Here is a 15,316-nt window from a genome sequence, read left to right on the forward strand (position 1 = left end):
TGCCGGTTGAGCGAGGTTCTCGCGTCCTGCTGATCTCCCCCCCCTTGAGGGGGAGATGCCCGGCAGGGCAGAGGGGGGATCCGGCACCCGAGTGACAGCCATTCGATGAAGGAAACCGATACCCATGACCGACCATATCCTGATCGAGCGCCCCGAAGCGGCCCCGGGCGTCCAGGTGATCCGCCTCAACCGCGCCGACAAGAAAAACGCCATCACCCGCGCCATGTACCAGGCGATGACCGGGGCGCTGGCGGCGGGTGATGCGGACGAGACGGTGCGCGCCACCGTCTTCCTCGGCAGCGAGGGCTGCTTTTCCGCCGGCAACGACCTCAACGATTTCCTCGCCTTCGCCATGGGCGGCACGATGGGCCGCGAGGTGATCGACTTCCTCCATGCGCTTGCCGCCCATGGCAAGCCGCTCGTTTCCGGCGTTGACGGCCTGGCGATCGGCATCGGCACGACGATCCATCTGCACTGCGACCTCACCTATGCCTCGATCCGCACCGAGTTCCGCACGCCCTTCGTCGATCTGGCGCTGGTGCCCGAGGCGGCCTCCAGCCTTCTCGCCCCGCGCCTGATGGGCCACCAGCGCGCCTTCGCGCTGCTCGCCGCCGGCGAGGGCTTTTCCGCCACCGCCGCGCGGGATGCGGGCCTCGTCTACGCCGTCGTCGAACCCGCCGCGGTGGAGCGCGAGACGCTCGCCGCCGCCGCGCGCCTCGCCGCCAAGCCGCCGAAGGCGCTCGCCATCGCCCGCACCCTCATCCGCGGCGCGCGCGCCGACGTGGCGGCACGCATCGACGAGGAGGCGGGGCATTTCGCGGCGCAACTGAAAAGCCCGGAAGCACGCGCCGCCTTCGAGGCCTTCATGGCCCGCCGCTGAGGCGCGCGGCGCCGCCGTGGCGGCTCGTAATTTGTGATATGTTCATTTTAACAGCGCCTTAAACACGTTTTCCTATGGTGCGGCATTCTCCGGCGCCTAGGCCGGCGGCCGCATGATGCGCCCGATTTCCGCCCACCGGCATGTCGTTCAGCATCGCGCCCGCCGGTTTTGGCAGAGGCGCCCGAAGGAACACCCTTTTCATGGCCAAGCGCTCCAATCTGATGACGCGCATCCTCGTCGTCGCGTCCCTCGTCGTCGTCGCCGCCTTCACCGGCTTCTCCCTCTATATCGACAGCCTGCAGCGCAGCGTCTTGACGAACTCTGTCGAGGAAAGCATCGACAGTTCCGGCAAGCAGGCCGCCCAGAGCATCGCCAACTGGCTGAATGCCCGCGTCTCGCTGACCGAAATGGCCGGCAACGCCGCCGGCAAGGCCGTCGAGGCGTCTGGCATCGAGGCCGTTCTGCAGAACGACGTGCTCGTCAGCCAGTTCATGACCACCTATGTCGGCGACGAGACGGGCCTCTTCACCATGTGGCCGAAATCGGAGATGCCCGAGGGCTACGATCCGCGCCAGCGCCCGTGGTATCAGGATGCCGTCAAGGCCAACGGCAGCGTCCTGACCGAGCCCTATATCGACGCCGCCACCAACGACCTGATCATCAGCGCCGCGACGCCCGTCAAGCATGACGGCAAGCTGCTCGGCGTCGCCGGCAGCGATTTTTCGCTGAAGTCGCTCGTCGACATGGTCAATTCGGTCGATCTCGGCGGCACGGGCTTCGCCTTCCTCGTCAGCAAGAACGGCCAGATCCTCGTGCACCAGGACAAGGCGCTCGTCACCAAGACACTCGCCGATGCCTTCCCGAAGGCGACGCCGGCCATCGGCGGCGGCATCGCCCACACGACCTATGCCGGCAAGCCGGTGCTGGTCTCCTTCGTGCCGGTCACCGGCCTGCCGTCGGTCGAATGGTATCTCGGCTTCACCATCGACAGCGGCATGGCCTATGCGGCGATCGGCCAGTTCCGCATCGCCGCGACGATCGCCACCATCCTCGCCGTCGTCGTCATGATGGGCTTCCTCGCCACCGTGCTCTCCCGCCTCGTCGTGCGCCCGGTCAAGGACATGACCGCCGCCATGGACAAGCTCGCCTCTGGCGATGTCACCGCCGTCATTCCCGGCGAGGACCGTACCGACGAGATCGGTCGCATGGCCGCCGCCGTCGCCGTCTTCCGCGACAATGCCATCGAGCGCACCCGCCTCGAAAACGCCGCGGAGGAAGGCCGCGTGCTCTCCGAAAGCGAGCGCCGCGAGCGCGAGGCCGTCAAGGCGCGCGAAGCCGGCGAGATCCAGCACGCCGTCGAGGCGCTGGCGGACGGCCTCGGCCGCCTTGCTGACGGCGATCTCGCCCACCGCATCGAGGAACCCTTCGCCGGCCATCTCGACCGCTTGCGCACCGACTTCAACCACTCGCTCACCAGGCTGCACACGGCGATGACGACGGTCGGCCAGAACGCCCGCGCCATCGATGCCGGCGCCACCGAGATCCGCTCGGCCGCCGACGATCTCGCCCGCCGTACGGAGCAGCAGGCGGCTTCCGTGGAAGAAACCGCCGCCGCGCTGGAGGAGATCACCACGACCGTGAAGGACTCCACCCGCCGCGCCGAGGAGGTCGGTTCGCTCGTCTCGCGCACCCGCCAGGGTGCGGAGAAGTCCGGCGAGGTGGTGCGCCGCGCCGTCTCGGCCATGCAGGGCATCGAGAAGTCCTCGCACGAGATCTCCAACATCATCGGCGTCATCGACGACATCGCCTTCCAGACCAACCTCCTCGCGCTCAATGCCGGCGTGGAAGCGGCCCGCGCGGGCGAGGCCGGCAAGGGCTTTGCCGTCGTGGCGCAGGAAGTGCGCGAGCTTGCCCAGCGCTCGGCCAATGCCGCCAAGGAGATCAAGGCGTTGATCACCGCGTCGGGCGAGCAGGTCCGCTCCGGCGTCTCGCTCGTCGACGAGACGGGCGCCGCGCTGGAGGCCATCGTGCGCGAGGTGCAGGAGATCAACGGCCATGTGAACGCCATCGTCACGGCCGCCCGCGAGCAGTCGACGGGCCTGCAGGAGATCAACACCGCCGTCAACACGATGGACCAGGGCACGCAGCAGAACGCCGCCATGGTGGAGGAACAGACGGCGGCCAGCCATGGCCTCGCCGCCGAGGCGGGCGCCCTCAACGCCCTGCTCGCCCAGTTCAAGCTCGGCGCGGGCGGCGCTGGTTACGCCGCGACGGCGGCACGTCGCGCGGCATAAGACCTCCAGGCGGCATGATCCAGCGCCGGTCTCCCTCGGAGGCCGGCGTTGTCATGAGCGGAGTATTGTTCTAATGTGTCAACAAATATCCGTTGACGAGGTGCCGCCATGACGATCACCACCCTATCGAGCCGCGAATTCCAGCAGAATGCCAACAAGGCGCAGAAGGCTGCGAAAGACGGCCCCGTCTTCATCACCAACCGGGGGCGGACGGCCCATGTCCTTCTCAGCTATGAAGAATACCGCCAGCTTACCGGCGGCCGTCGAAGCCTTGTCGAGGCGCTTTCCATGCCCGGTCTTGGCGAGACGGAGCTGGACATTCCCCGCACCGGGGCACTGCCGCGTCCGGCCGACTTTTCCTGATGTTCCTGCTCGACACGAATGTCCTTTCCGAATCGCGCAAGATGGGTGCCGGAAAAGCGGACGAGAATGTCGTCGCCTGGCTCGCGGCCCGTGACGCGGCGACCTGCTTTGTCTCAGCCGTCACGCTGATGGAGCTGGATCTCGGAATCCTGCTGATGGAGCGGCGTGATCCGGTGCAGGGCGCACGCCTGCGCATCTGGATGGAGAAATATGTGCTCCCGGAGTTCTCCGATCGCATCGTGCCCGTCGACAGGAGCGTCGCGCTTGCCTGCGCGCGCCTGCATGTGCCCGACCCACGACCGGAGCGGGATGCCTTCATTGCGGCGAGCGCGCTCGTCCATGGCATGGCGCTCGTCACCCGCAATGTTCAGGATTTTGCACCCATGGGTGTCGCGCTGATAAATCCCTGGGAGCCTATCTGAACGCCTACTTCTCCAGCACCGCCACCGCTTCCACATGCGCCGACCACAGGAACTGGTCGATCGGCGTCACGAGGCGGATGCGGTAGCCGGCGGCGGTGAGGATGGCGAGGTCGCGGGCAAGGCTCACGGGATTGCACGAGACGGCGACGATGGTCTTGACGCCGGAGCGGGCGAGTTCCCGGCACTGGTCCTCCGCGCCGGCGCGCGGCGGATCGAAGACCACGGCGTCGAACACCTTCAGCTCGGAAGCCATCAACGGGCGGCGGAAGAGGTCGCGCCGCTCCACCGTCACCGGCTTCAGGCCTTGCGTGTTGCGCGCCGCCTGGTCGAGCGCCTTCAGCGCCTTCTCCTCGCCCTCCACCGCATGCACCTTGGCCTGCCGCGCGATGCGCAGCGCGAACGTGCCGGAGCCGGCGAAGAGGTCGGCGACGCGCCTGGCCTTGCCGAGCGCCGCCAGCACCAGGTCCGCCATGGCGTCCTCGGCCGGCTTCGTCGCCTGGGTGAAACCGCCGGCGGGCGGGAAGACGCGCACGCCGGAAAAATCGATCACCGGCTTCTGCGGCTCGATGAGGACCTCTCCGTCGCTCGAAACGCGGGCGATGCCGCGCAGCGACAGGATGCATTCGGTGACGGCGCGCCGCTCCTTGTCGCCCACCTTTTTCACGCCCTCGAAGGCGAGGTCGAGGCCGGAGAGCGTTTCGAGCACGGTGACGCGGAAGGGCTCGGCCGAGGTGGCGATGGCGGCGGCCACCCGGCGGATCGCCGCCAGCATGGAGACGATGCCGTCGCTCGAGATCGGACAGTGGTCGATGGAGACGATGTGGTGGCTGCCGGCCTGGTTGAAGCCGAGCAGCATCTCCTTTTCCGTCCGGCGGACGGTGAAGACGACGCGGCGGCGTTCGCCCGGCCGGGCGACGACGAGCGGGGCGACCTCGGGCACGAGGCCCTTGGCCTTTAGCGCGTTGACGACGAGGCTGCGCTTGAAGTCGTGGTAGAGCGCATCGGAAGCGTGCTGCAGCGTGCAGCCGCCGCAGGTGCCGTTCCTGCCGTCCGGGCCGAAATGCACGCAGGGCGGCTCCACCCGTTCCGGCGAGACCACCGACATGGACATCACCGTGCCGTGGTTCTTCACCCGCGCGACGGCGGCCGTTTCGCCGGGCAGGGTGAAGGGCACGTAGACCGGGCCGCCGGCCGCCTCCGCGATGCCGTCGCCGCCGCTGCCGAGCCGCGCGATGGTGAGCGTTTCCGTCGTCATGGCTTTCGGCCTCCCAGAAGAAATTCGTGATTGCCGTCGCCGCCGGTGATCGGCGAGGGGATGAGGCCGAGGCTCTGCCAGCCCATGTCCTCGACGAGCCAGCGTTCCAGTTCCGCCGCCACCGCCGGCGCGCTCTCCGGGTCCTTCAGCAGCCCCGCCTTGCTGATCGCCTCGCGCCCCGCCTCGAATTGCGGCTTGACGAGCAGGGCGCAGAAGGCGCCGGGCCGTGCCAGCGCCAGGGCCGGGGACACGGCCAGCTTCAGCGAGATGAAGGAGACGTCGGAGACGACGGCGCCGATGGCGCGGCCGTCGAGATGGTCCGCGTCGAGCACGCGGGCGTTGAGGCCCTCGTGGCTGGTGACGCGGGTGTCCGCCGCCAGCCGTGGGTGAAGCTGGCCGTGCCCTACATCGACCGCGACGACATGGCTGGCGCCGTGCTCCAGCAGGATCTCCGTGAAGCCGCCGGTGGAGGCGCCGATGTCGAGACAGTCGAGGCCCGCGGGATCGAGCCCGAAGGCGTCGAGCGCGGCCTTCAGCTTCAGCGCCGCGCGCGAGACATAGGCCTGCGCAGGATCGTCGATCTCGATGGTGGCAGAGGCGGGAAAGGCCGAGCTCGGCTTTGTGACGACGCGGCCGTCGACGCGGACGGTGCCGCGCGAGATGGCATCACGCGCCCGCGAGCGGCTGGCGACGAGACCGGCGTTCAATAGAAGCTGGTCGAGGCGGATGGTTTCTGTGGGTTGGGACATTGCCTCTCATGACGCCTCGCAGGCCAAGAGGCAAGTCCCGCCTCACAGCCAGATGATGCGGCCGGGGAAATATCGGTGCGATTCAAGGTCGACAAGCGCGGCAATGCCGCGTGGCGCCTGCACCGGCCGCGCCGCACGCACGAAGATGGGCGCGCTGTGGATCCCGTGGGCCGGGCGGATATCCGGCAGCCGCTTCTGCAGCATCGCGATGGCGGCGGCCTCGATGGCCGGGTCGTGCGACGGCCGTTCCCCGGCCGCCGCGATGGAGGCATGGCAAAGCGTGGCGGCAAGGGCCGCAAGCAGCGCGTGACGCATGGTGAAAATCCCTGTCCGGTTCTTCTCTTTGGCGTGAAACCTAGCAGCCGGAGGTTTCAGAACGGCCAAGGGATGTGGTTACAGGGTTGCAAATCCGGATGGTTGAGAAACCGTGACGGAACATGCCTGCCTGCCGGAAGGCAATGCCCGGCAGGCAAGGAAGGACGGATGTTCAGGTCACCCGGCCACGCCGACGCCAACGGCCTTCTGGCCGAGCGCCTGGAACACGGTGGAGACGATGCCGGCGCGGTCGAGGCCGGCCTTGGCATACATCGCCTCGGGCTTGGCCTGTTCCATCCAGATGTCCGGCAGCACCATCGGGCGCACCTTCAGGCCGTGGTCGAGCAGGCCTTCCAGCGCCAGGAACTGCAGCACATGGCTGCCGAAACCGCCGATGGCGCCTTCCTCGATGGTGATCAGCACCTCGTGGTGGCGGGCGAGCTGGCGGATGAGGTTGTGGTCGAGCGGCTTGGCGAAGCGCGCATCGGCAACGGTCGTCGAAAGGCCGGCGGCATCGAGGTCTTCTGCGGCCAGCAGACAGTCGGCGAGCCGCGTGCCGAAGGAGAGGAGGGCCACCTTGGAGCCCTGCTTGACGACGCGGCCCTTGCCGATCTCGAGGATCTCCCCGCGTGCCGGCATGTCGACGCCGACGCCTTCGCCGCGCGGATAGCGGAAGGAGATCGGACCGTCGTCATAGGCGCTGGCGGTGCGCACCATGTGCTTCAGCTCCGCCTCGTCGGCGGCGGCCATCACCACGAAGCCGGGCAGGGTGGCGAGGTAGGTCGTGTCGAACGAGCCGGCGTGGGTCGGCCCGTCGGCGCCGACGAAGCCGGCGCGGTCGATCGGGAAACGCACCGGCAGGCCCTGGATGGCGACGTCGTGCACGACCTGGTCATAGCCGCGCTGCAGGAAGGTGGAATAGAGCGCGCAGAACGGCTTGTAGCCTTCGGAGGCAAGGCCGGCGGCGAAGGTCACGGCATGCTGCTCGGCGATGCCGACATCGAAGGTGCGGGCCGGGTAGGCCTTGGCGAACTTGTCGAGCCCGGTGCCGGAGGGCATGGCGGCGGTGATGGCGAGGATCTTCTCGTCGAAGCCCGCCTCCTGCACCAGCGCCTCGGCGAAGACGGAGGTATAGGCGGGCGCGTTCGGCTTGGCCTTCGCCTGCGCGCCGGTGATGACGTCGAAGGTGTTGACGCCGTGATACTTGTCGGCGGCGGCTTCCGCCGGCGGATAGCCCTTGCCCTTCTGGGTGACGACGTGGATGAGCACCGGCCCCCTGGAATTGTCGCGCACATTGCGCAGCACGGGCAGGAGGTGTTCGAAGGAATGGCCGTCGATCGGGCCGATATGGTAGAAACCCAGTTCCTCGAACAGCGTGCCGCCGGTGACGTAGCCGCGCGCATGCTCGACGGCGCGGGTGATCGCCCGGTCGACCGTCTTGCCGAGATAGGCCGTCAGTTTCTTGCCGAGTTCGCGAAAGCCCATATAGGTGCGGCCGGAGGCGAGGCGCGCGAGATAGGCGCTCATCGCGCCCGTCGGCGGGGCGATCGACATGTCGTTGTCGTTGAGGATGACGATAAGGCGCGCATCGAGCGCGCCGGCATTGTTCAGCGCCTCATAGGCCATGCCGGCCGACATCGCGCCGTCACCGATGACGGCGATGACGTTGCGGTGCTCGCCGGAAAGATCGGCCGCCACCGCCATGCCGAGGCCGGCGGAGATCGAGGTCGAGGAATGGGCGGCGCCGAAGGGATCGTATTCGCTTTCCGCCCGGCGGGTGAAGCCGGACAGGCCGTCCTCCTGGCGCAGCGTGCGGATGCGCTCGCGCCGGCCGGTCAGGATTTTGTGCGGATAGCACTGGTGGCCGACGTCGAAGATCAGCCGGTCCTTGGGCGTGTCGAAGACCTTGTGGATGGCGATGGTCAGTTCCACCACGCCGAGGCCCGCGCCCAGATGCCCGCCGGTGCGCGAGACGGCATCGACCATCTCGGCGCGCAGTTCGCTGGCCAGCTGCGGCAGGTCGCGATCGTCCACGGCCTTCAGGTCCGCGGGAATGTGGACCTTGTCGAGCAGGGGGGTGGCGGGTGCTTGTGTCACTCTCATGCCTCGTGTTCTCGCCCGCGTGCCCTGGCTCCGTTGGGGAACCCGGCCCGGACATGCGGTCTCATGCCGCGCTCACCTGTCACATGCAGAATGCGGCGCGCGATTTCAACCGTTTCAGCAAGTCTAGAGCGTATTTCGCCGGATTGATACCGCGCAATCCGACGCATTCCCGCGTTCTCCCGGGCAATTGGGGCATTTTGCGGACATAAGGCCCCTGCACTCACGTTGTCGTGATTTCCGGACGCGGAGTCCCTATGCCTTCTTCGAACGCGACTTGGCGCGCGCGGCTCCATTCAGCGCCACCGCGGCGCGGATCAGCGCCTTGAAGGCGGCCTCGTGGATGACGTCGCCCTCGCGGAAATCGATGGCACGGCGGGTGTTGCCGTCCAGGCTGGAATTGAAGAGGCCCGCCGGATCCTCCAGGGAAGCGCCCCTGGCGAAGGTCAGCTTCACGACGGCCTTGTAGGTCTCCCCGGTGCAGACGATGCCGTCATGCTCCCAGACCGGCACGCCGCGCCACTTCCATGCCTCGACGATATCGGGGTCGGCCGCCTTCACGAGCGCGCGCAGCCGGGCGAGCGTCTCGCCCCGCCAGTCTGCAAGCTCGGCAATGCGCGCGTCGATCAACGCGGAAGGGGTGGCCGTTTCGCTTTCCATCTTGTCCATCGTCCTCGTGTCCTTCGTCACATGCGCTCGCCGGGAAGCCGGCTCGCCTGCCGGATCCAGTCGGCAAGCGGTGTCTTGTCGAGGTCTTCGCCCTCATGGATGTGGAAATAGCGCGTCTCGGGGGTTTTCGAGGCGACCGGCGGGACGGGATCGAGCGAGGTGCCGCGGAAGAAGGTCAGCTTGATGTATTTCGCAAAGCAGTGGTAGCTGAGAAACCAGCCGTCGCCCTCGATGCCGTAGAACGGCGAGTTCCACTTCACCGCCTTGTGGACGCCCGGCACCGTCTTGACGATCAGCGCGTCGAGCTCGCGGCCGATATCGCTCTTCCAGCCCGGCATGGCCGCGATATAGGCCTGGATCGGGCCGTCGCCATAACCCTTGGCGATCTGCGGATTGCCGCCCGAAAGGAGCTTCGGTTCGTCCGGTGCCTTGGTCATCGCAGGCCCTCCGGGCTGCGCCGCCGCGCCAGATAGGGCAGGGCGAAGAGATAGAGCCCGCTTGCCAGCAGCAGGATGAGCGGGAAGAGCGCAAGAAGGCCGATCCACAGGGCCGGGTTCTCCTGCGTCATGGCCGCGATGTTGATCAGCACCGCGACGGTGAAGACGATCGAGAGCCAGCGGTGTATCTGCCGGATCCGCATGTTCCAGTTCATTGTTGCCTCCTCAAGCGACAAGAGAGCCCGGCGATTCAGTCGAGATTGTCCAGAACGCGGTCGAGATTGTCGAAGAACCGCGGCCAGCCGGCCTGCGCGCCCTGGAAATAGCGCGGCTGGTCCGGCTTGAAGCCGGTCTGTTCCATGCGCAGCGTCGTCCCCGCGCCGACGGGCGTCAGCGTCCAGGTGACGATGCTCTTCAGGCGCGAATCGCCCCATGTATAGGAAAGGCTGCGGTGCGGCTCGACCTCCAGCACCTCGCAGTTCACCGAACCCCACTCCGCCCGGAAATCGAAGCGATGGCCGACACTGGCCGCAAAATCGGTCTCCATCAGCCATTCGGCGATGAGATGGGGTTGGGTCAAAGCGCGCCAGATCTTTTCCGGCGGATGGGGGATGTGCCGTTCCATGACGACGGAAAGGGTTTCTGTCATTGATCCATTCTCTTCAGGAGGTCTTCCAGGCGATCGAACCGGCTCTGCCAGAAGCCGGCCATCTGGCTCGTCCAGTCGACGAGCGGGGCGAGGGCATCGAGTTGCGCGCTGTAATGCGTCTGCCGGCCCTCGTGCCGGTCGCGCACCAGGCCCGCCTGCTTGAGCAGGGCGAGATGCCTGGAGACGACCGGCTGGGAGACGCCGGCCTGCGCCGTCAGCGCCCCCACCGTCTTCTCCCCCTCGCGGCACAGCCGCTCGAAAAGCGCCCGGCGGGTGGGGTCCGCAAGCGTGCGGAAGAGCGCATCATGTGCTTCGGCCACGTTGATCCATACCTTGATAGCTATGTATTTCCTATAGCCGGTTGACTATGAATAAGTCAAGTCAGGCGAAGCGGGCCAAAAAAGACTGACTCCGCTTGCCTGCAATATATGCTTAACCGTCTATACATCAGCTGGCCGGCAGCGGTACGAATTCCTCTTCGTCGCCGGGCACGATGTCGAAGCGGCCGCTGCGCCATTCTTCCTTGGCCTGTTCGATGCGTTCCTTCGAGGAGGAGACGAAGTTCCACCAGATATGGCGCCTGGAGCCGAGCGGCGCGCCGCCGAAGAGCATGATATGACAGCCCTCCGGCCCGGCCTTCAGCGTGATCGCATCGCCGGGGCGGAAGACGAGCAGCTGGTCGGGCGCAAAGACGTCGCCGGCGACGTCGAGCGTGCCCGACAGCACGTAGACCGCCCGTTCCTCCCAGTCCGCCGCAAGCGGCGCGGAAGCGCCGGGCGCCAGTGTCAGGTCGGCGTAGAGCGTCTGCGTCGGCACGCCGACCGGCGAGGTATAGCCCTCGTAGGAGCCGATGATCGTGCGCCCGGTGATGCCGCCCGCCGAGAAGGCCGGAAGCTCCGCCTTGGTCGTGTGGGCGAAGACGGGTGCCATCTCCTCGTGGCTGTCGGGCAGCGCCAGCCAGGTCTGCAGGCCGGAGATCGACTGCGGCCGGCCGCGCAGGTTCTCCGGCGAGCGTTCCGAATGCACGATGCCGCGCCCCGCCGTCATCAGGTTCACGTCGCCGGGTTCGATGACCATCTCGGTGCCGAGGCTGTCGCGGTGCTTGATCTCACCGTCGAAGAGATAGGTGACGGTGGACAGCCCGATATGCGGATGCGGCTTGACGTCGATGGCCTCGCCGGCGCGCAGCAGCGCCGGCCCCATGCGGTCGAAGAAGATGAAGGGCCCGACGAGCCGGCGCTTGGCCGTCGGCAGCGCCCGCCGCACCTCCAGCCCGCCGATATCGCTCGTGCGCGGAATGATTAGATGCTCCAGCGCATCGCACGCCGCCGCATCGCCGGCCTCCGGGTCCTTTCCGGGAAAGAAGCTCATTGCGCCCTCCTGTCGTTGCTTCGTTCGCGGATGCTAGCGGGCGGGCAGGGGCATGGATAGGGCAGCGGGCGTTGACGGTGTGTCGCCGGGTTCGGCCACTGCCTCTCAGGTGTCGTCGGGGAGCTGCGCAGCAGCACGCTCGGCGTCGATGATCAATGTGGGCAGGCGTTCGGTCACGATCGACCAGACGATTTCCTCATCGACATTGTCATAGGCGTGGCGAAGGATATTGCCGAGATCGCGGATTTGCCGCCATGGATGGTTTGGAAGCAGCGTTTCGGCAGTTCCCCCGAGCTTGCTGGCCGCCTCGGATATCCGCTCCAGGCACCGTTCCACCGCATCGCGGACCAGATTGTTGCGTGCGAAAGCCTCTCGGTCCATGCCGGTGGTATAGGTGAGGATACTCGCCGCATTCTCGACGATGTCCCGCAGACGGGTCTTCGGCCGCTCAGTAGGCAACGACGCGCTCCCGCTCGACATTCTGCCGGAGTCTTTCTCTCTGGATCGGTTCTGGAAGCACGTCCACCGGCCGACCGGTGAGATTTTCGATCATCTCCTTGAGATCGACAAGGGCGCCAAAGTAGCCGAAGCCGGACTGCCGGACCGGCTCCGAAAGCTTGACCAGAACGTCGATGTCGGAGCTGGCGGTGGCGGTTCCGCGCGCCACTGAGCCAAACAGCGAGATATGCTCCGCCCCCGCCGCCTCAAGTTCGGCGCGGTGTTCAAGAAGCTTCGCAATGATCTCGTCCCTGGTCATGGGAAGAATTCTACCACGACGCGAGAAGGGCGTCGAGTTGGGGCTTATGCCCCGTCGAGCGGCTCCGTGCCCTGCGGCTTGCCGGCGCGGTCGAGGCGGATCTTCTCGATGCGGTTCTCGGCGGCCGAGAGCAGCGTCTCGCAATGCTTCTTCAGCGCCTCGCCGCGCTCGTAGATCTCGATGGAGCGGTCGAGCGGCACGTCGCCGCGCTCGAGGGCGGCGACGATCTTCTCCAGCTCCTCCACGGCCTGTTCGAAGGAGAGGGCGGAGACGTCAGGGGCGGCGGCGTTTGTCATGGTCAGCCTCTCATCAGGCGAAGGATATGGGTGGCGGCGGATTCGGCGAGGCCGGTGAGGTCGTAGCCGCCTTCCAGCAGGCTGACCACCCGGTTGTTCGCCGATTTTTCGGAAAGCTCCATCAGCTTGGCGGTCGCCCAGTCGAAGTCGTCGGCGACGAGGTTGATCTGCGCCAGCGGATCGCGGTGATGGGCGTCGAAGCCGGCGGATATGATGATCACGTCCGGCCGGAAATCGGCGACGCGCGGCAGGACGCGCGAGCGGAAGGCGTCGCGGAAATGGTCGCTGCCGTCGTTCATCGAGAGTGGCGCGTTGACGATGTTGCCGGCGCCCGTCTCGTCCTTCGCACCGCTGCCGGGATAGAGCGGCATCTGGTGCGTCGAGCAGAACAGCACCGACGGGTCGTCGTAGAAGATGTCCTGCGTGCCGTTGCCGTGGTGCACGTCCCAGTCGACGATGGCGACGCGCTCGGCGCCGTGCGCTTTCTGGGCATGGCGGGCGGCGATGGCGGCATTGTTGAAGAAGCAGAAGCCCATCGCCCTGTCGCGCTCGGCATGGTGGCCGGGCGGGCGGGCGGCGACGAAGGCATTGTCGGCCTTGCCGGTGAAGACGGCGTCGATCGCGGCGATGGCGCCGCCGATGCCGGTCAGCGCCGCCTGCAGCGTCGCGGGGCTCGCATAGGTGTCGGCCTCGACCTGGTTGATGTCCTCCTCCGGCATGGCGGACATGACGGCGGTGAGGTGGCGCTCGGGATGGGCAAGCAGCACGACGTCCTCGTTCGCCTGCGGCGCCTTCTCGCGAACGAGCGGCGAAAAGCGCTCGTGCTCCAGCGCGAGGTTGATCGCCCGGATGCGGTCCGACCGCTCCGGGTGGCCCTCCGGCGTATGGTGCTCGAGGAAGATCGGGTTCTCGAAGAGACACGTCGTCATGGCCGGAAGCTACCCATTGCGGTTCACGAGGTCCACGGGAAATGGGCCGTGTCCACGGCTTTTCAACCGTCAGGGAGCGAGAAGCAGCTTTCCGGTGCGCGCGGGATCGTCCTGCCGGGCGAGCGCGGCGGGAAGGTCGGAAAGGGGAAAGACGCCGTCGACGGCCGAGCCGAGGACACCGGCGCGAATGCCCGCAAAGCTGCGCGCGAAGGCTGCCTCGATCGCCGCGCGCGGCGCCGAATGCACCCAGTTGCGCAGCCAGAGGAAGGAGAAGGCCACCGTCTCGCGCCGGCTCGCCACCAGCGCGGCATCGAGCTGCGCCCCGCTCAGCGCGCCGTACTGGATGAAGGCGCCGCCGTCGCGGACCTGCCGGAACAGCGCATTGCCGGGTTCCCCGCCGACCGCGTCGAGCACCGCGTCGAGCGGCGGGGCGGCATGGGGAACGATCTCGCCGGCAAATGTCTCCGCCAGCCGCGCCGCGCTCGCCGCGCTGCGCACGAGGGCGACGGGCCGGAAGCCGGCCTCGGCCAGCAGCACCAGCAGCATGCCCCCGATGGCGGAGGCCGCGGCCGTGACGCCGACGCGCTGGCCCCCTGCCGCGCCGAAATGCGTCCTGGCGGCCTCGACCAGCCGGAAGGCGGTCAGCGGGTTCACATAGGCCATGGCGGCGGCCTCGTCGGAAAGGTCGTCCGGCACGGCGAAGCACCAGTCGGCCGGGCGGAGAAGAAAGGACTGCCACAGTCCGCTCGCGCCGATCGGCAGCACGCGCTGGCCGGGGGAAAGCCCGCTGACGCCCTCGCCGAGCGCGGCGATCTCCCCGACGCCCTCGAAGCCGGGCACGAAGGGCAGCACCGTGCGGCTGCGATAGGCACCGGTGACGGGGATGAGGTCGGAGGGGTTGATCGCCGCGCGGCGGATGCGGATTTGCACCTCGCCGGGGCCGGGCGCGGTGCGCTCGGCTTCCTCGAGGCGGATCACTTGCCGGGGATCGCCGAACGCTCTAACAACGGCACGGAACATGGCTTTACCCCGGGGCAGGACGTGGAACAGGCGGCAGACATCACGCTCAGCGAGGTCCGGATACCCTTCCGCGATATAGACATGCACGGCCACATGCACAATGCCGCCTATTATGCCCATGCCGAGGCGGCCGTCGCCGGGCTCTGGCGGCACCGGCCGCACGGCGCGGCCGATCCGGTCTATTTCGTGCGCAAGTCCGGCTGCGCCTTCCATCGCGGCCTGAAGCTCGATGACCTTGCCCGCCTGAAGGTGTCCGTCACGCGCATCGGCGCGACCTCGCTGAGCTTCGCGGTCGCGATTTCCGCAGAAGGCGCGCCGGTCGCCGACCTGGAGATCGTCTGGGTCGCCGTCGATCCGGCAAGCCGTCAGCCCGTCAACGTGCCGCAGCCGGTGCGCGACTGGCTGAAGTCATTCCTCGCCTGACGCCGTCCCGACCCGCAGCCAGCCCGGCCGGCAATCCTCGAAGGAATGATATTGCGGCGCCAGCGCCGGATCGGCCGGATCGTCGAAGCCGCCGATCAGCAGCGCCACGACCGGTTCGTCGTCGATCGCACCGATGGAGCTGCCGCAGGCCGGGCAGAAGGCACGGCTGGAATAATCGGAGGAGCGCCAGGTGGCGGGCCTGCCGCCGCTGCCGGTCCAGGCGAGGCGCTCGGCGGGAAACTCCACCCAGGCGGCGGTCGGCGCGCCCGTATGCCGCTGGCAGAAGCGGCAGGAGCAGGTATGCGGCTTTTCCGCCACGCCCCGCGCCTCGAAACGGATGGCGCCGCACAGGCAGCCGCCGGCATGGATCTTCTCGCCCATGGTTCC

General features: G+C 67.5%; 21 protein-coding genes. 5 read left to right on the forward strand and 16 right to left on the reverse strand.

Annotation, left to right across the window (positions count from 1 at the left end; all coding sequences use genetic code 11):
• The first annotated feature begins 124 nt into the window (after nucleotides 1-124).
• The 4 genes from AABQ55_RS07875 to AABQ55_RS07890 all read left to right on the forward strand — a co-directional run bounded on the left by AABQ55_RS07875 (nucleotide 125) and on the right by AABQ55_RS07890 (nucleotide 3,959).
• Nucleotides 125-880: a crotonase/enoyl-CoA hydratase family protein gene (locus tag AABQ55_RS07875; protein ID WP_272804630.1), complete on the forward strand. Its 756-nt coding sequence runs from the start codon at nucleotides 125-127 to the stop codon at nucleotides 878-880.
• Between the two features lie 200 nt (nucleotides 881-1,080).
• Nucleotides 1,081-3,174, forward strand: coding sequence for a methyl-accepting chemotaxis protein McpU (gene mcpU, locus AABQ55_RS07880; RefSeq protein WP_272804631.1), 2,094 nt, complete (start codon nucleotides 1,081-1,083; stop codon nucleotides 3,172-3,174).
• 108 nt (nucleotides 3,175-3,282) lie between these two features.
• Nucleotides 3,283-3,537: a type II toxin-antitoxin system Phd/YefM family antitoxin gene (locus AABQ55_RS07885; protein WP_244767836.1), complete on the forward strand. Its 255-nt coding sequence runs from the start codon at nucleotides 3,283-3,285 to the stop codon at nucleotides 3,535-3,537.
• On the forward strand, nucleotides 3,537-3,959 hold the full coding sequence (locus AABQ55_RS07890) for a type II toxin-antitoxin system VapC family toxin (protein ID WP_432347053.1): 423 nt from the start codon (nucleotides 3,537-3,539) through the stop codon (nucleotides 3,957-3,959). Before AABQ55_RS07885 ends, AABQ55_RS07890 begins: the two co-directional genes overlap by 1 nt.
• Before the next feature lie 4 nt (nucleotides 3,960-3,963).
• Here AABQ55_RS07890 and AABQ55_RS07895 read toward each other — a convergent pair whose 3' ends face one another.
• From AABQ55_RS07895 to AABQ55_RS07965, 15 genes are all read right to left on the reverse strand, one after another.
• Nucleotides 3,964-5,214, reverse strand: a complete 1,251-nt coding sequence (locus tag AABQ55_RS07895; RefSeq protein ID WP_272804632.1) for a class I SAM-dependent RNA methyltransferase — start codon at nucleotides 5,212-5,214, stop codon at nucleotides 3,964-3,966.
• Complete coding sequence (locus AABQ55_RS07900) at nucleotides 5,211-5,963, reverse strand: TlyA family RNA methyltransferase (protein ID WP_272804633.1); 753 nt, start codon at nucleotides 5,961-5,963, stop codon at nucleotides 5,211-5,213. Before AABQ55_RS07900 ends, AABQ55_RS07895 begins: the two co-directional genes overlap by 4 nt.
• Nucleotides 5,964-6,005: 42 nt before the next feature.
• A complete protein-coding gene (locus tag AABQ55_RS07905) occupies nucleotides 6,006-6,278 on the reverse strand; it encodes a hypothetical protein (protein ID WP_244767833.1) in 273 nt (90 codons plus the stop codon).
• A 177-nt stretch (nucleotides 6,279-6,455) separates the two neighbouring features.
• A complete protein-coding gene (gene dxs, locus AABQ55_RS07910) occupies nucleotides 6,456-8,375 on the reverse strand; it encodes a 1-deoxy-D-xylulose-5-phosphate synthase (protein WP_272804634.1) in 1,920 nt (639 codons plus the stop codon).
• A gap of 258 nt (nucleotides 8,376-8,633) precedes the next feature.
• Nucleotides 8,634-9,047: a DUF1801 domain-containing protein gene (locus AABQ55_RS07915; RefSeq protein ID WP_272804635.1), complete on the reverse strand. Its 414-nt coding sequence runs from the start codon at nucleotides 9,045-9,047 to the stop codon at nucleotides 8,634-8,636.
• 17 nt (nucleotides 9,048-9,064) lie between these two features.
• Complete coding sequence (locus AABQ55_RS07920; protein WP_272804636.1) at nucleotides 9,065-9,484, reverse strand: DUF1801 domain-containing protein; 420 nt, start codon at nucleotides 9,482-9,484, stop codon at nucleotides 9,065-9,067.
• Nucleotides 9,481-9,699, reverse strand: coding sequence for a hypothetical protein (locus tag AABQ55_RS07925; protein ID WP_272804637.1), 219 nt, complete (start codon nucleotides 9,697-9,699; stop codon nucleotides 9,481-9,483). Before AABQ55_RS07925 ends, AABQ55_RS07920 begins: the two co-directional genes overlap by 4 nt.
• Nucleotides 9,700-9,734: 35 nt before the next feature.
• Nucleotides 9,735-10,133 (reverse strand): SRPBCC family protein, encoded by a 399-nt coding sequence (locus tag AABQ55_RS07930; RefSeq protein ID WP_272804638.1) that lies wholly within the window; start codon nucleotides 10,131-10,133, stop codon nucleotides 9,735-9,737.
• On the reverse strand, nucleotides 10,130-10,453 hold the full coding sequence (locus tag AABQ55_RS07935) for an ArsR/SmtB family transcription factor (RefSeq protein ID WP_244767827.1): 324 nt from the start codon (nucleotides 10,451-10,453) through the stop codon (nucleotides 10,130-10,132). The genes AABQ55_RS07930 and AABQ55_RS07935 overlap by 4 nt, the downstream gene beginning before the upstream one ends.
• Nucleotides 10,454-10,580: 127 nt before the next feature.
• Nucleotides 10,581-11,504, reverse strand: coding sequence for a pirin family protein (locus tag AABQ55_RS07940; RefSeq protein WP_272804639.1), 924 nt, complete (start codon nucleotides 11,502-11,504; stop codon nucleotides 10,581-10,583).
• Nucleotides 11,505-11,609: 105 nt separating this feature from the next.
• Entirely contained in the window at nucleotides 11,610-11,963 is a 354-nt protein-coding gene (locus tag AABQ55_RS07945; protein WP_272804640.1) for a HepT-like ribonuclease domain-containing protein, read from the reverse strand.
• Nucleotides 11,953-12,261, reverse strand: coding sequence for a nucleotidyltransferase family protein (locus tag AABQ55_RS07950; protein ID WP_244767824.1), 309 nt, complete (start codon nucleotides 12,259-12,261; stop codon nucleotides 11,953-11,955). The genes AABQ55_RS07945 and AABQ55_RS07950 overlap by 11 nt, the downstream gene beginning before the upstream one ends.
• A gap of 44 nt (nucleotides 12,262-12,305) precedes the next feature.
• The gene (locus AABQ55_RS07955; protein ID WP_133034382.1) at nucleotides 12,306-12,557 is read right to left on the reverse strand and encodes an exodeoxyribonuclease VII small subunit; all 252 of its coding nucleotides are present in this window, start codon (nucleotides 12,555-12,557) and stop codon (nucleotides 12,306-12,308) included.
• 2 nt (nucleotides 12,558-12,559) lie between these two features.
• Nucleotides 12,560-13,486 carry a histone deacetylase family protein gene (locus tag AABQ55_RS07960; RefSeq protein ID WP_244767823.1) on the reverse strand — a complete coding sequence of 309 codons (927 nt, stop codon included), beginning with the start codon at nucleotides 13,484-13,486 and terminating at the stop codon, nucleotides 12,560-12,562.
• Nucleotides 13,487-13,555: 69 nt separating this feature from the next.
• A complete protein-coding gene (locus AABQ55_RS07965) occupies nucleotides 13,556-14,506 on the reverse strand; it encodes a zinc-dependent alcohol dehydrogenase family protein (protein ID WP_336314368.1) in 951 nt (316 codons plus the stop codon).
• Nucleotides 14,507-14,527: 21 nt separating this feature from the next.
• Here AABQ55_RS07965 and AABQ55_RS07970 point away from each other — a divergent pair, with 21 nt between their 5' ends.
• On the forward strand, nucleotides 14,528-14,929 hold the full coding sequence (locus AABQ55_RS07970) for an acyl-CoA thioesterase (RefSeq protein ID WP_288084238.1): 402 nt from the start codon (nucleotides 14,528-14,530) through the stop codon (nucleotides 14,927-14,929).
• On the opposite strand, the gene AABQ55_RS07975 is transcribed toward AABQ55_RS07970, so the two are convergent.
• Complete coding sequence (locus AABQ55_RS07975) at nucleotides 14,915-15,310, reverse strand: GFA family protein (protein WP_272804643.1); 396 nt, start codon at nucleotides 15,308-15,310, stop codon at nucleotides 14,915-14,917. The two genes, AABQ55_RS07970 and AABQ55_RS07975, sit on opposite strands and share 15 nt — an antisense overlap.
• Between the last annotated feature and the right edge of the window lie 6 nt (nucleotides 15,311-15,316).

The sequence above is a fragment of the Shinella sp. WSD5-1 genome (assembly GCF_963942435.1).
Taxonomy (GTDB): domain Bacteria; phylum Pseudomonadota; class Alphaproteobacteria; order Rhizobiales; family Rhizobiaceae; genus Shinella; species Shinella yambaruensis.